Raw genomic sequence first — 15,223 nt, 5'->3', positions numbered from 1 at the left:
ACACTCTTGGCCATAACGAAATCAAGGGGCACCATGCGCCATGTCAGAACCTAACATAACTCGCCAAAGCGGCGCGTCTTCCAGCACGCAATCGCGCCTGTTTCGCTTTTTGCAGAGACAGGTTCTTAAAAGCCGCCTCAGCGATAAGCAACTTACCAAAAAACGCGAACGCGCCGAACAGCTTCGACGGCACGAGAGACGTGATCACCATGTTCAGGTGTTCTACCAAGTGGATGACCCCTATTCACATTTACTACTGCAGGCACTTAAGCTCGTTCAAGCCAACACATCAGCAAGATTTACTGCACACTTAACTCGGGGGGTATCCGGCAATAACAATCCAGAGCCTGAATTGTTAATCGCGCTATCACGAACCGATGCGGCTTTTATAGCGCCAGGTTACCGATTACAGTTTGAGGCTGGCGATTATGTGCCCAGTGATACTGCCATTAAAGCCGCGAGTGTTAGAGCCAGCGCTCTCGTGAAAGATGGCGCACTCCCCATTGACGAGCTTATCGACTTAGGTAATGCACTGTGGTCTGGCGCCCTCGAAACTGCCGATTACAAAGCAGATGCCTTATCTGCGGCAGAGGCAGCCATTAACGAAGGTTCGAAATACCAGCAAGAACTTGGCCACTACGCCGGCGCAATGTTGCACTACGAGGGCGAGTGGTATTGGGGTGTTGACCGCTTGTATCACCTCGAGCAGCGCCTGCAGGCGCTTGGCGTCTACGGAGACATTCTATTTCCAAGAGCGAGCACGCTGCCCGAGCAAACATTAAGTCATGGCTATCGACTAGAATGCTACCCGAGCCTGCGATCACCCTATTCAGCCATATGCTTTGACGCCGTCTGCGCACTTGCAGATCGAGCAGGTGTCGAATTAGTGTTAAAACCCGTCTTGCCCATGGTCATGCGAGGCGTGACGCTTACTCGCACTAAAGGGGCCTACATCATGAGCGATTGCGCGCGTGAGGCGAAAACGCTATCTAAAGTGGGCTTTGGCAATTTTTACGACCCCATCGGCGAAGGGGTCATTCGCGGTTTCTCAATCTATCCGCTGGCGATACAGCAAGGCTTGCAGCGCGAATACTTAAAAAGCTTTATGGATGGCGCTTTCTGTGAGGGCATCAACTCGCTCTCAAATCGCGGCTTGAAAAAGATATGCGAGCGTGCCGGTTTGCAGTGGAAAGAGGCAAGAACCTATCTAGACAAACCGGGTTGGGGCGACGCGCTAGAGCAAAACCGACAAGACATGTATTCCTGGGGCAGTTGGGGTGTGCCCAGCTTCCGACTCATTTCACCCGAGGGCCAGGTAATCGCTCAGGCGTGGGGACAAGATCGGCTGTGGCGCTTTGCTCAAATTATTGACCAAATAGAAAACACCTAAGCCCCTAGAAGGCGCGCCAGCGTCTCTGCGATAGCAGCTTTGGCCTCGTCGGCACTTAGGTTCTGGTGATCACGTAGACGATCCCAGTGTTCAAACGACAGCTGCGCTTCAATCGAATCTTGTAACGCTTTTGGCAAAGACCTTAGTTCGGGCAACCAGTCAAAATTGTCATTGCGCAAAGCCCGCTGATATCTAGCGTAATTCTCGTGCAAGGCTTTATAACGCCAGCGCTGTGCCAACGATGACCGAGCAATATTAGCGACTAATTCATACTGTTGGCCGCGATAATCAACCAATTTTTGAATGCGCTCACTGACAGAACCATGACGATCGCCTCCGGCAAACAGCCCTTCGATATGCGCGCGACGCTGAGTATCAGCAATCGAAAACAAATTTTCCATATCCGAAAAATGACGAAAGACAGTCCGAATCCCCACACCCGCGCGATCGGATGCTTGTTGCGCAGTAGGGATTAGGTTCCCTTCCTCTATCATAGCAGCCATTGCATCAATGATGGCTTGCTTACTGCGCTCGCTGCGCTGACGACGACCGTCAATTTCCAAGAGCTTTGCAGGTTTTGTCATTGAACTGTCATAAGTTGCATGTGAGCCGCCAATTTACAGTTGCCCTATGCCAGATGCAACAGAAGATAACGCGATCAGTACCAGCAGCCCGATGGCAACGCGACGGTATTGCTGAGACCCATAGCTGGCAAACCAGTGGTTACCCAAGCGGTCGCCCAGCAACATCACGGGCCAAGCCAGCAAAAACAGCCAAAGGCTATCAATAGTGACAAAACCCATCCATGTAAAATTGACGAGCGCCAGTGCCGCCGAAACCAAGAGCAGGGTCATTAGTAGAGCGCGACTTTGGGCGGGATCTTTTTCAGTAGCCAGCACATACACAATCAAAGGCGGCCCAGGCATCGACAGCAGACCATTGAGTAATCCCGCTGCGGAGCCAGTCAACAGGTCTTTAAAAGTGCTTCCCGAAAATGAAAACCGCCTGCTAAAAACCAGCAAAAGGCAAGCAATCAGCAAAATCACCCCCGCCAGCAGCTGAAACTTCGAGCGCTCCAGTGACGATAAAAATACGACACCGACGCTCGAGAAGACGATTAAAGTCACGAGTAATCCGGTGATCTTGCGCTTGGGTAACGCTTTTTTAAACGCACCAAAACGCAGGGAGCTAGTCGCAAATACCAGAGACGCACTTAGGACCACCGCCAGCGAGGGCGGCAGCACCCAGATAAAAATAGGAACGGCAGCCAGAGCGAAACCAAACCCAGTAAATGCGCGCAGGACAGAGGCTACGGCGACACCCGCCCAAATGGTCAACATTAGATCGAGAGATAAGTTCATACTGGGCCCTAACCGTGGTTCGACACTTTAGCATGCTTTTAGGTAAAAGCAGCGACCAGCACTTGCTTGTGGCTCAGGCCTGTTTATGGCATAACATTGGCCAACATCTTAGTGCCCGTGGGTCAAAAGGAACTGAAAATGAAAAAAGGCATTATTTTTGCCCTCTTAGTCGTCACCGGCTTTATCGCAGCGCTGCAAAAAGAAACGATCGCGCAGCGCATTCTCGAAGCTGGGATGAACAAGCAAATGGGTCGAAACGTACTCGATGAGCTACCCGATGGCCTTCAGGTCGGCCTGTGCGGCGCCGGAGGTCCCCTACCGGCTCCAAAAGCGTCAGGACCCTGTGTGGTGGTCGCAGCGGGCAGCCAGCTGTTTATGGTGGACGCTGGCACCGATGGCATACGCAACCTGATTCGCATGGGCATGCAGCCTGGCAGCATAGACGCCGTCTTCCTCACGCATTTCCACTCCGATCACATCGACGGCCTAGGTGAATTGGCTACACTGCGTTGGGTGAATGATGCCAATACAACCCCGCTACCTGTCTACGGCGCCACGGGCCTCGATAATATCGTTAACGGCTTTAACACGGCCTATCAGCTCGACAGCGTCTATCGCAACGCACACCACGGCGACAGCGTAGCGCCCTTAAGCGGCGCGGGGATGCAAGCCAATAGCTTCGACAAGCCGAGAGAGGGGGCATCCCTGGTGTTAATCGAAACCCCCGACCTTAAAATCGAGACATTTGCGGTCGATCATTCGCCAGTAGACCCGGCCGTTGGCTATAAATTTACCTACAAAGGTCGCACAACATTAATCACCGGCGATACCGTCAAATCCGATACCATCATTCAGCACTCTAAAGGCATTGACCTGCTGGTCCATGAGGCATTGGCGCCGAACCTTGTTGGCCTTATGCATAAGACCGCCATTAAGAAAGACATGACGGTACTGGCAAAGGTCACCAGCGATATATTGGATTATCATGCCAGCCCAATGGATGCGGCTGAAACAGCGAAAGAAGCAGGCGTAAAACATCTGCTTTACTACCACATTGTGCCACCTTTGGTTGCGCCCGGGCAAAAACAGCTGTTTTTAAACGGCGCCCAAGACGTATTTGAAAACTACACCATAGGTCAAGACGGCGTTCTATTCTCCTTACCTGCCGGAAGCAGCGATGTGAATTTAGTGCAAACCGGACTGTAAACTGGACTCGCAAGCACGAATCCCCAAACGAGCGCGCGTACGGGGTTCGTGCACCGCTAAAACGAGCAGTTACAAGCTAGAGCCGCCATCCACAACAATTTGCTCACCTGTCACATACGCCGCCAGTGGCGATGCCAGGAAGACGACCGCGCCTGCGATGTCCTCAGGGGTACCAAAGCGCCCAACCGGACAGACCTTGGCAAACTCGTCCTCCTGTGCCTCACCCACCTGGTTCTGAGTTAATTTCGTCGGCACCAAGCCGGGGGCGACCGTGTTCACGCGCACACCTTTCTTGCCCCATTTTTTCGCCAGGCTTTTAGTCAGCTGTACCAGAGCTGCTTTACTGGCCGAATACGCAGGGTTTTGCCACGCGGGGCGTATTGATGCCACCGAATCCAAGCTAATGATCGAGCCGCTACTGCGCTGCAATAAAGGCAATAAGCGCGTGTACAAATCCATGGCGCCATTCACGTTAACGGCCATCACCCATTCGAATCCTGCGCGGTCAAACTCGCCTTGTTTCCAAAGTACGGTACCCACACAATTGACCAAGGTATCCAACGCGGTGATCTTCTCGCTTAACGCCGCGACCGATTCAGCGCTGGCTAAATCGAGCGGGTAGTACCCCCAGTCGTAAAAATTTTTGTCGTAATCACCGCGCTCTTTGGTACCAGTAATCGATACCGACGCACCCAATTGGTGAAAGGCGCAGGCAACGCCATAGCCAATGCCATCGGAACCACCACACACCAAAACCTGCTTCCCTTCAAAATTTAATGCCTTGTTAAAATCCACTCTCACCTCAATTGCTTTCGCGATCGTCGTTAATTTGGCGTGTAAACATACTCGTCACCTTCTTCATAGGTCTCCGCAAGCGTTTTATCAATCAGGACCGGCAATTCCGTGGTCGCCGGATACAGCGGCGGTACGCGATCTTGATTGTGCTCTAACAGTAATTTCGATAACTCACGGACTTTGTCCGGATAACGGGTTGCGAGATTGTTAATCTCGTAAGGGTCCTCGGCCAAGTGATACAACCACTGCTTAGGCTCGGTCAGCTTGGGCGAATTTACCTGCAGTTTCCAATCGCCATGGCGCACCACTTGATACTGCCCGTTTTGCCAAAACAAGGTGTCGCGCGACCAGTTCTCTCGCCCCGTCTGAGTCAACAGTGGCAAGACACTCATACCGTCCACCACACGATCACTAGGCAGCGATGCCTGTGCCGCAGCACTGATCGTCGGCATCATATCGATGTGAGCGACAGGCGTATTGATCCTCACACCCGACTCAATAACCCGAGGCCAACGCAAGAATAAGGGCACGCGGATACCACCCTCGAACTGAGTAATTTTCCAACCCCGAAAGGGCTTATTGATGTCGCTCAGACCGATGTAGCCTGGACCGCCATTATCACTGGTAAATATCACTAGAGTATTTTCGGACAGTCCTCTCTGGTCTAGTGCATCCAGCACGCGTCCAACCGATCGATCTAAAGCACGTATCATCGCTGCATAGACCCGAAGTCGATGCGGCTGTAAATCGCCCACGGCCTCATAGTCTTCTTTGGTTGCTTGTAAGGGTGTGTGTACCCCCCAATGAGCTAAATACAAGAAAAACGGTCGGCTCCGATTCGCTTCAATGACTCGGATCGCCTCGTCGGTCCAGTAATCGGTTAAGTAACCCTTGGGTTTAAAACGTTGTTCGTTAACGGTATTGAATGATCCGGAAAAGCCCGACTTAGCCCACAAAAATCGGTCGATGGGATCAAAGTCCAGCTTGGCATTCACCACGCGGGGGTCATCCTGCGGCAAGAACAGAAAGCTTTGCATCAACAAGCTATCATCAAAACCCTGAGAATTCGGGTCCATGCCATTGGTTCGACCCAAATGCCATTTACCAATGTGAGCGGTGTAATAACCCTGCTGCTTCAACACCTCCGCCACGGTCACTTCTTCCGTGGGCAACCCTTTTGAGTGAAAATCCGGCTGTTGATCTTCAAGATCTTGAGAATAATAAGCCTCTGGAAAAGGATCGATCTGGTTGTACAAGCGGCTCACAATAGAGGCCATGCCAGGAGGGGTAGGGGTAAACTCGTAGCCTGTACGAGTGGGATAACGCCCGGTCATCATCATTGCGCGCGACGGTGCACACGTGCTTGCACCGGAGTACGACTGCTCAAAAATGGCACCTTCCGCTGCTAAACGATCAATATTTGGCGTGGGCACGGCGCCATTCGCGATACCGCCACCAAACGTCGAAATATCGTTAAATCCTAAATCGTCAGCAACAATCAAAACAATGTTAGGTCTCGTTTCGGAGGCCCGCTCGTTTGCTTCTGCAGGACCTTGCTGCCAAGCCAACTCTGGCGCCGCTGGCAAGTCACGATACTCTCGAGCCGATTGCAAGGTCACCAGCTGCAGCAACAGCGGAAGCCGGAAATACCAAAGTCCGAACAACACGAATGCAATGCATCCCACCAAAAGCCCAATACGTTTTACGTTCATTAGACCTGCTCCCCCACCCATTTCTCAATGGCAACACAGCGTTCAGTCAAACAAGCCAGTTCCCACTGTCTCGATATTAAGCTGACCCTGCAGACCGGCCTCACGGTGTTTACTGGGCTCGGATAATGCCTCAGACATCGACATCGCAATTAATGCGGCACGATTCGGATACTGCGCTATTGCCACGGCATCCCAAAGCTCATCGACATGACCAAGCAGTAGGCCCGATACGTCTGCCGAAAATAAAATCTTACCGGCGTGCTGTTGAATAACCCGCGTCACCTCGGTGGCATACAAGTTATAGGCTTCTCTTCCCGTGAGTGCGCTTTCTCGGCCATCTTTATAATCAGCCTGCGCTCGGAATTTCAGCAAGTTAACCATGTAAATTGGTCCGTCGGGCCCAGGCTCTTGAAGCATCTTGATGCTTCCTGGACGATGGGGATACACATCATTTTCAACGTTCATGGAAGCACCTTGTGTCACTTATTATGTCATTATTAGAGTCACTGACAATAACCCAATGCGAGCCTCGGAATCAATCTGTGACTTGGCAAGTCGATACAAAAAAGCCCCTGACACATTCGTATCAGGGGCTTGTGTTGAACTCTACTTTACAAGTGCTAGTCAATACCCGCCGCAAGGTCGTTACGGCGTTTTACAAGATAGGCGTATATCGAGTCAATTTGGTCTTTGTTCAGACGATCACCAAACCCGACCATACCCTGCTGATGCCTCAGCCCGCCTTGAACGATGGGGTAAAACAGCTCCCAGCTCGCTTCCGACATCATACGCAAATCGGGTACCGAGCTACCCGAAACCGCTCTGTCGCCGTGACACATATGGCAGTTTGCCATGTACTGCTTCAAGCCTTCGGTGATCATAGCTTCGTCACCAATTTGCTCGATTGGCGTCACCACAGCCATTTGCTCGGGTGTGGGCTCAGGGGGGAGTTCATGCGTGCCACCCAACTTGTAGACCAGTACGCGAGGACGAGCCGTGGAACCTTTGCTGCGTTTCGCGAGTTCACCGCCGACCATCGCGAACGACCCACCCCAACCAGCAGCAACAGCGACGTACTGCTCGCCATCTACGGTGTAGGTCACAGGACCCGCCACCACACCGGTTTGGGCGTAGCTTGACCACAAGCGTTCACCGCTGTCAGCCGTATAGGCGACAAACTCGCCCTCAGCATTACCTTGGAATACAAGATTACCCGCGGTGCTCAACAAACCACCGTTCCACATATTTGGATGCTGCACGCGCCATTTTTCCGTTTGCGTTACGGGATCCCAAGCGGTGATATATCCCTTAACCATCGCACCCAACTGTGCACGCACAGCCGGGTCATCGGGCGATGCCGCTAACTCAAAACGAACACCTACGTTCCAGCCTTTCGAGTTGTACTCGTAATCACTGTCGTGCCCATACACAATGGGGATTTCCTGCGCGGGGATGTACACCAAGCCTGTATCGGGGCTATACGACATGGGGTGCCAATTGTGACCACCCAAGGGGTGAGGGAACTGAAAGTTCGGCACGCCGGTTTCTTCATAACGCGCTTCTGGTGCCTCTACGGGGCGCCCAGACTCGGGATCTACGTGCGTCGCCCAGGTCGCCATGGTGTACTTCTCGGCAGAGATAAATTCACCGGTTTCGCGATCAATCACATAGAAAAAGCCGTTTTTGGGCGCCTGCATGATGACTTTACGCATCCGTCCATCGAACTCCATATCGGCTAAGATCATGTGCTGCGTTGCAGTATAGTCCCAGCTCTCACCCGGCGTTGTTTGATAGTGCCACACGTATTCGCCAGTCTCTGCGTTGAGCGCAACAATCGATGATAAGAACAGGTTGTCGCCCGTACCATTACTGCGATACATGCGGTTCCAGGGCGCACCATTTCCCACACCGATGTAGACTAGGTTGAGCTCAGGGTCGTGAGCAATCGAATCCCAAGCAGTACCGCCACCACCGACGGTCCACCACTCGCCACTCCAAGTTTTGACCGTTTGTTCGTGAATGGCATTCTCGAAGGGCTCGTTGGGGTTGCCCGGCACCGTATAAAAGCGCCACACCTGCTCACCTGTATTGGCATCGTAAGCCGTCACAAAGCCTCGGACGCCGAGTTCCGAACCACCATTACCGATGATCACTTTGCCATCGACCACGCGAGGTGCGCCTGTGATAGAGTATGGGCGATCTTTTGGTGTAGTTTGCACCTCCCAAACCAATTCACCCGTCGCCGCGTCAATAGCGATCAGACGGCCATCTCCCACACCCGAATAAATTTTACCTTCCCACGCAGTAGCGCCACGGTTGACCGCATCGCAACACATATTGACGAACCAGGCTTTATCCATCTTTGGATCGTAGGTCCAAATTTCTTCGCCCGTCTTAGCATCCAGTGCAAACACTTTGCTCCAGCCACCCGTGACGTACATCACACCATCCACCACAATAGGCGTTGCTTCGATACCCCGCGTATCACCCAAATCGTAGTGCCAGGCCATACCCAGGTTTTTCACGTTTTCAGCGTTTATTTTGCTCAAGGGGCTGTAACGCTGCTCAGAGTAAGTGCGGCCGTGCGCCATCCAGTTACCAGGCTCCTGGTCTGCGGCAATGACGCGCGCTTTAGTAACATTTGCCGGTACGGCAGGGACTTCCGCGACTGGCGGCTTGCTGGATGAGCAAGCGACCAAAAAAGACGTCAAGCCTATCGCAAAGGCTCGGGTAATAGACGGTGATAAACGATGTGTATTCAAACGATAGTCTCCCCGCTTCGAGAGCGATTTATTGTTGTATGAGCGTCCACGAACTACGCCTCTATTATGGGCATAAATTCGAGGCCGAGCCAAACCCTAATTGGATGCGGCGAAAATTGACCCCCCGCTGTCAACAACCGACCTAGTCGTAGGTATAGCTGTCGAACGCTAGGTTATCAAAGCGTGTGTACTGACCTTGGAAGGTTAGGCGGCAGGTACCGATGGGACCGTTACGCTGCTTGCCGATAATCACCTCGGCAATACCTTTGTCGGGCGAGTCTTCGTTGTAAACTTCGTCACGATAAATAAACATGATGACGTCTGCATCTTGTTCGATCGCGCCACTTTCGCGAAGATCCGAGTTGACCGGGCGCTTATTAGGACGCTGCTCGAGCGAGCGGTTAAGCTGAGACAAAGCCACCACTGGGCAGTTAAATTCTTTCGCGATAGCCTTCAAGTTACGAGAGATTTCGGAAATCTCGGCGGTACGCCCCTCGCTTTTACCGGCCACTTGCATCAACTGCAAATAGTCAATCATGATCATCCCGATCTGACCATGTTCGCGGGACAAGCGTCGAGCTCGAGCGCGCAGCTCGGTTGGCGTTAAGGCCGGCGTGTCGTCTATAAAGAGAGGCACGTCCTTCATTTTGGTCACCGCTGCAGACAGCTTGGGCCAATCCTCTTGCTCCAGTTTCCCGTTACGAATGCGCGTTTGGTCAATGCGTCCGACCGACGACAGCATACGAATGATCAATTGATCCGCGGGCATCTCCATTGAAAAAACCAAAATGGGCTTTTTCTGATTGAGAACCGCATGTTCAACTAAGTTCATTGCAAACGAGGTTTTACCCATCGAAGGTCGCCCGGCCACAATCACGAGATCAGACGGCTGCATGCCGCTGGTCATCTTATCGAGGTCTTTAAAGCCCGTAGACAAGCCCGTGATGTCGCCACCGGAATGGAATAGTTCTTCGATGCGCTCTAAAGCCTTAGACAGCAGCGGGTTCACCTCTTGAGGGCCACCGCTTTTCATGCCGTCTTCAGAGATCTGCATGATTTTATGTTCAGCTTCGTCGATCAGCTCTTCACTAGATCGACCCTCGGGATTAAACCCCGCTTCAGCAATATCTTGTGCTGTTTCAATCAGTCGACGAAGAAGCGAGCGCTCGCGGACAACCTTAGCGTACGCTCGAATATTAGAGGCACTGGGTGTATCGGCCGCCAATTCCGTAATATAGGCAAGTCCGCCCACTGAATCGAGCTCGCCCGCTGCTGCCAGTCGATCTGACAGGGTGATGACGTCGATGGGATCACTTTCATTCGCTAGCTTTGCAATCTGCCGAAAAATCAAACGGTGATCATGCCGGTAAAAATCTGCGGCTGTCACCGCCTCAGCGACGCTGTCCCACGCATCATTCGCAATTAACAAGCCACCCAGTACGGATCGCTCTGCTTCAATCGAGTGCGGCGCCATTTTGATGCGCGACAACTCACGATCGGGAGCATAACTTCCACCCGGTGCGTAATCCTCGGGTGGTGGAAAGTCATCGTAATCGGGTTCAGACATATTGGATGCGGATCAGCAAAAGACGATAGCCTACCTGAGTTCTCAGTCTAAAAAAACCACTACATCGACTCATCTCGCAACAGACTGCGGATACAGAATGGGCTTTCGGCCGTCTTGCCAAGGTGGCAATTAGCTCACCAAGCAGTGAAGAGCGAGTGTAAACATGAGGGGAAGGCAACAGGGGCAGCAAAACGTGCCTGCCGTTGCCCGGCAGGCGCGACCTGACTTTAGCGGGCGCCACAACGACGCCCGAAGAAGCATTACTCGGCAACAACCGCCAAAGTCAGTGTTGCCATAACATTGGCGTGTACCTGAATAGCGATTTCGTATTCGCCGATCTCACGCAATGCGCCTTCTGGCAACTTAACTTCTGATTTATCAATCGCAGTACCAGCGGCAGTGGCTGCTTCGGCGATATCACGAGTACCTACAGAACCGAACAACTTGCCTTCGTCGCCCGCTTTCATGGTAATGGTCACGGTGCCCATACCATTGATCGCGTCAGCGCGTTTCTCAGCAGCAGTCAATGCAGCAGCAGCAGCGGCTTCAAGCTCGGCGCGGCGGGCCTCGAATTCGGCGACATTCTCAGCTGTCGCTGGAACTGCCTTGCCCTGAGGCAACAAGTAGTTGCGTCCAAACCCGGCTTTTACCGATACTTGATCGCCCAGGCCACCCAAGTTACCCACTGTTTCAAGTAAAATAACGTCCATAACTCACCTCTTTTTGAGGGCTTGCCCTCGTTTATAAATCTTTGTCGTGGTCGGTTGGCGTCTTATCGAGCTCACCCTGTGAATCACTGGGTAAGAACTGTTTCCGCAACCCCATAACACTATCCAGCAGGGCAATTCCTACCACCGCCAACTTAATAAAATCAAAGACCACCCAAAGCACATAAAAGCCTGTAAAGTAGCCCTTGCCTTTGTGTTTTGCTCGTCCACGCGCATGCACGTAGCCCAAACCAGTAAACACCAAAGGCACGCAAAATATCGCGGCCCAACTACCATTTGCCATATCCGCAACGACCATCGCGACAGCAAATACCACCAACACGATCGCTGTTGTCGCCGGCACTACCGCTCTTATGTACTCACGCCCAAACAAACCTGGGCGATACAAAGACGACTGCCAGTAGGCGCCAAGCAACACCGACGCTGATGCCGCAAAGGCATTCGACAGTGCCAATATGCCGGCAATTTGCAGTGGAGTGGGTCGATCAAACGCGATCTCCGCACCGCCTTGCATCGATTGTTCAACGCTTGCGATGAACGAATCGAATAAGGCCACCAGCTGCTCTAAATAGCCCTGCCCAAACAGAACCACAACACCACCGCTGGCTAAACCTATTGGCACCGCGCTAAGCAATGCCGTGCTCAGACTACCACTCAGGCGCAAAACACTGGCCATAAGCCAAGCACTGACTAACAACATCAATGGGCCTGCATCGCCATAAACATAAACTAACAGACCCGAGGGCAACAAAGCCCAAAACAACAGATAACCACCCCATTTGGGGCCCTGTTGCAAACTCACTAAAGCGATAATCGCGGCGCTTACCCAACAAAACAGAGCACTACCCGCGCCTGCGATGGTTAAAAACATCGCCTGCCATTGGCCCCGCATTGCAAATTGGGCTAGCGCTTTCACGTCATCCCTCCGCCCACTTAAGGGCCAATCACTTACTCGTGAGAGTCAGTGTAAGGCAACAAAGCCAAGTAACGTGCGCGTTTAACAGCCGTTGCCAACTGACGCTGATACTTTGCTTTTGTGCCCGTAATACGGCTAGGTACGATCTTACCGGTTTCGGTGATGTACGCTTTCAGGGTTTCCAAATCTTTATAATCGATTTGTTTTACACCTTCCGCGGTGAAGCGGCAAAACTTACGTCGTCTAAAAAATCGTGACATGGTCTTCTCCTACCGCTTATTCAGCGTCTTTGTCGTCAGCGTCTTCGTCGCTGTCGTCTTGATCTTCGTCATCATTACTCTCTGCTTCGGCTTCAGCAGCACGACGCTCTTCGTAACGATTCTTGCGCTCACGGCTTTCTTTTTCCGCCTTCATAATCAAAGACTCTGAAGTGTCAGCTTCATCCATTTTGATCACAAGGTTACGGATTACGGCATCGTTGTAACGGAAGATAGTGGTTAACTCGTCCATTGCTTCAAGTGAGGCTTCAACATTCATCAAAACATAATGCGCTTTGTGCACTTTGTTGATGGTGTAGGCTAACTGGCGACGACCCCAGTCTTCCAAACGGTGGACTTTACCGCCGTCTTTTTCAATGATTTGAGTATAGCGCTCTATCATGCCTGGGACTTGCTCAGACTGATCAGGGTGCACCATAAATACGATTTCGTAATGTCGCATAGATAAGCTCCTTACGGGTTAATGCCACCCACTCTCTGCGGTGTGACAAGGAGATCGGCCTACGGATAGACCGGGCAAATTTTCGAGCGCGAAGCTTACAGGCTATTTAGGGTAATAGCAAGAAGTGTTCGTGCGAGAGTTCTCCACCGCGTAAATCTAGGCTTTGTCGGCTTGTGCACCAGCATGCGAGTCGTCGAAAGCGGGTCGCTCTACCGCGGGCTCAATGACCTCTTCCATAGAATCCGGTCCTCGAGGATCAAGCTCGAAGGCGGTGGGCGCAATTTCTGGAGCTGCCATATTAAATGGGGTTTGCTCCTCTGGGGCAACGTTTTCACGGTCGCTGCGGTGTACGAAGATATAAAATCCAATCAAGCCGCTGGTTAACGCCAGGCTCCACCACAGCATACTCACTGAGGCTGCGTCCATTAGGGGGCCGATAAATAGAGGTGCCAGAGCAGCACCTGTCGCGTTCAGTAGCAGCACCGACGTTCCGACTAATACAAACTCGCCGCTTCTCGCTTTGTCGATTACCGTAGCTAACGCTAGAGCATACATAGGCATCGCCACGGCGCCGAACACTGTCACCAAACCCAACAACACAACTCTCTCAGTTGCTAAGGCCAGCAATGCGCAAACGGCAACACTCAAGCTACTTAAGGCTACCAAAATACGCGGACGCCCAAATCGATCCGACAACAAACCCACTGGATACTGCGCAACCGCCCCACCAATAATCGCTGCGGCAATGAACAGCGAGACGTCGCTAATTTCCGGCATCGAGCGCTTGGCGAACACGGCTCCCAAGGTCCAGAAACTCCCTGTTACCAAGCCGGACATGAGCGCACCCGCAAAAGCTACTTTAGACCGACGATACAACAAACCAAAACTCACACGAGTCGTTGCCATCGGCGCAGGCGCCAATTGCCGTGTTAGACCTACAGGAACAATAGCCATAGCGATTAACATTGCCGCCGCAATAATGGGCGTCGCAGTACTGATCGGCATCCAGGACAGCAGAAACTGCCCCAAGGCCATGGCCATGAGCACTACAAAGGTGTACGCGGCAAGCACTCGACCGCGAGTGGTATCCGTCGCCTGGTCGTTCAACCAACTTTCGATGACCGTGTACAGGCCGCACATCATAAAACCGATAGCACCCCGCGCCAAAGCCCACAGAGGCCACCAGCCCGATAACTCCATACTTAACAACGCCGTGACTATCACCGCAGTTAACACCGCAAAGCCTCTAATGTGACCAACACGTCCGATCATTTGCGGCACAACAAAACAGCCCAACACAAACCCAGCGAAATACGCCGAACCGGTTAAGCCAATAACAGTGTCAGACAAGCCCAGACCCGCGCCTTTTAGCGGTAAAAGCGTAATTTGAACGCCGTGACCGGTGAGCAGCAAGGCGGTTGCTAATAAGAGTGAGCTGAGTGTAACGACGGTCTTCATAATTCACCTCTCGGATCGAGGTTGGGGTATTGCACGAGCGCGGCAAGATACACTCAAAAAACGCCGCAATCGACTTCTGTTGCGGGTAATAATGCCACTTTTTTACAGAAAAACAGACGATTAGCAAACCACTGCGTGTTGGCAATGTTCTGCACTGGGATTATGATGGATGCATGATCAAATTGCGCATCAATACATTAGCCCTTTACGCCCTGCTGCTTTGCTTTGGCTTGCCGTTCAGCGAAGGTGTGTCTGCAAATTGTCACGACCAAGAAACACGTGCACCACAGGCGACAGTAAGCGCTGATCAGAGAATCGTAACGCCCATCGGGGCCAACCATGCACCCCTGCTAAGCGTCTACGCTGAACCAACAGTGCACGAGCCACACATGCACCAACCCGAGAGTCACGATTGCTGCGAGGGCGACATGAGCCAGTGCTCAATGGCGCAATGCTCGGGGGCCACATACGCAAGCACTTCAGCATCCTCCAGCAACGCGGCGCTACGCCCCAAAACGTATTTTCGCACTCTTCGCGCCGGTGCGCCTCACCACCCAAGTTCGACCTTATTTAGACCGCCAATTGTAAGTTAGACAGGATAACTACGC

Annotated in this window: 15 protein-coding genes; 2 read left to right on the top strand and 13 right to left on the bottom strand. The window is 52.4% G+C overall.

Annotation, left to right across the window (positions count from 1 at the left end; translation table 11 throughout):
• The first annotated feature begins 40 nt into the window (after window positions 1-40).
• Window positions 41-1,390, top strand: coding sequence for a DsbA family protein (locus EYZ66_RS03460; protein ID WP_040817793.1), 1,350 nt, complete (start codon window positions 41-43; stop codon window positions 1,388-1,390).
• Here the strand turns inward: EYZ66_RS03460 and EYZ66_RS03455 are convergent.
• Window positions 1,387-1,974, bottom strand: coding sequence for a TetR/AcrR family transcriptional regulator (locus tag EYZ66_RS03455; RefSeq protein WP_009577126.1), 588 nt, complete (start codon window positions 1,972-1,974; stop codon window positions 1,387-1,389). The genes EYZ66_RS03460 and EYZ66_RS03455 overlap by 4 nt on opposite strands.
• Before the next feature lie 33 nt (window positions 1,975-2,007).
• Complete coding sequence (locus EYZ66_RS03450) at window positions 2,008-2,751, bottom strand: sulfite exporter TauE/SafE family protein (RefSeq protein WP_009577127.1); 744 nt, start codon at window positions 2,749-2,751, stop codon at window positions 2,008-2,010.
• A 138-nt stretch (window positions 2,752-2,889) separates the two neighbouring features.
• Here EYZ66_RS03450 and EYZ66_RS03445 point away from each other — a divergent pair, with 138 nt between their 5' ends.
• Window positions 2,890-3,957, top strand: a complete 1,068-nt coding sequence (locus EYZ66_RS03445; protein WP_160195594.1) for an MBL fold metallo-hydrolase — start codon at window positions 2,890-2,892, stop codon at window positions 3,955-3,957.
• 69 nt (window positions 3,958-4,026) lie between these two features.
• Here the strand turns inward: EYZ66_RS03445 and EYZ66_RS03440 are convergent, their stop codons facing one another.
• The 11 genes from EYZ66_RS03440 to EYZ66_RS14340 form a co-directional block, all read right to left on the bottom strand.
• Complete coding sequence (locus EYZ66_RS03440) at window positions 4,027-4,752, bottom strand: SDR family NAD(P)-dependent oxidoreductase (protein WP_009576613.1); 726 nt, start codon at window positions 4,750-4,752, stop codon at window positions 4,027-4,029.
• A gap of 29 nt (window positions 4,753-4,781) precedes the next feature.
• Complete coding sequence (locus EYZ66_RS03435) at window positions 4,782-6,464, bottom strand: sulfatase (RefSeq protein ID WP_009576612.1); 1,683 nt, start codon at window positions 6,462-6,464, stop codon at window positions 4,782-4,784.
• Between the two features lie 42 nt (window positions 6,465-6,506).
• Window positions 6,507-6,929 carry a hypothetical protein gene (locus tag EYZ66_RS03430; RefSeq protein ID WP_040817108.1) on the bottom strand — a complete coding sequence of 141 codons (423 nt, stop codon included), beginning with the start codon at window positions 6,927-6,929 and terminating at the stop codon, window positions 6,507-6,509.
• A gap of 155 nt (window positions 6,930-7,084) precedes the next feature.
• Window positions 7,085-9,226: a PQQ-dependent dehydrogenase, methanol/ethanol family gene (locus EYZ66_RS03425; RefSeq protein ID WP_050793448.1), complete on the bottom strand. Its 2,142-nt coding sequence runs from the start codon at window positions 9,224-9,226 to the stop codon at window positions 7,085-7,087.
• Between the two features lie 142 nt (window positions 9,227-9,368).
• Window positions 9,369-10,793 (bottom strand): replicative DNA helicase, encoded by a 1,425-nt coding sequence (gene dnaB / locus EYZ66_RS03420; protein ID WP_009576608.1) that lies wholly within the window; start codon window positions 10,791-10,793, stop codon window positions 9,369-9,371.
• Between the two features lie 260 nt (window positions 10,794-11,053).
• Window positions 11,054-11,503, bottom strand: coding sequence for a 50S ribosomal protein L9 (rplI, locus tag EYZ66_RS03415; protein ID WP_009576607.1), 450 nt, complete (start codon window positions 11,501-11,503; stop codon window positions 11,054-11,056).
• A gap of 31 nt (window positions 11,504-11,534) precedes the next feature.
• On the bottom strand, window positions 11,535-12,437 hold the full coding sequence (locus EYZ66_RS03410) for a hypothetical protein (RefSeq protein WP_009576606.1): 903 nt from the start codon (window positions 12,435-12,437) through the stop codon (window positions 11,535-11,537).
• Window positions 12,438-12,469: 32 nt separating this feature from the next.
• The gene (rpsR, locus tag EYZ66_RS03405) at window positions 12,470-12,697 is read right to left on the bottom strand and encodes a 30S ribosomal protein S18 (protein WP_009576605.1); all 228 of its coding nucleotides are present in this window, start codon (window positions 12,695-12,697) and stop codon (window positions 12,470-12,472) included.
• A 16-nt stretch (window positions 12,698-12,713) separates the two neighbouring features.
• Window positions 12,714-13,157: a 30S ribosomal protein S6 gene (rpsF, locus tag EYZ66_RS03400; protein ID WP_009576604.1), complete on the bottom strand. Its 444-nt coding sequence runs from the start codon at window positions 13,155-13,157 to the stop codon at window positions 12,714-12,716.
• A gap of 156 nt (window positions 13,158-13,313) precedes the next feature.
• A complete protein-coding gene (locus EYZ66_RS03395) occupies window positions 13,314-14,615 on the bottom strand; it encodes an MFS transporter (protein ID WP_160195593.1) in 1,302 nt (433 codons plus the stop codon).
• Between the two features lie 406 nt (window positions 14,616-15,021).
• Complete coding sequence (locus EYZ66_RS14340) at window positions 15,022-15,144, bottom strand: hypothetical protein (protein ID WP_009576723.1); 123 nt, start codon at window positions 15,142-15,144, stop codon at window positions 15,022-15,024.
• Window positions 15,145-15,223 lie beyond the last annotated feature (79 nt).

Origin of the sequence: Aequoribacter fuscus, assembly GCF_009910365.1 — a bacterium.
GTDB classification, from domain to species: domain Bacteria; phylum Pseudomonadota; class Gammaproteobacteria; order Pseudomonadales; family Halieaceae; genus Aequoribacter; species Aequoribacter fuscus.
This window is presented reverse-complemented; position numbering and strand designations above follow the sequence as displayed.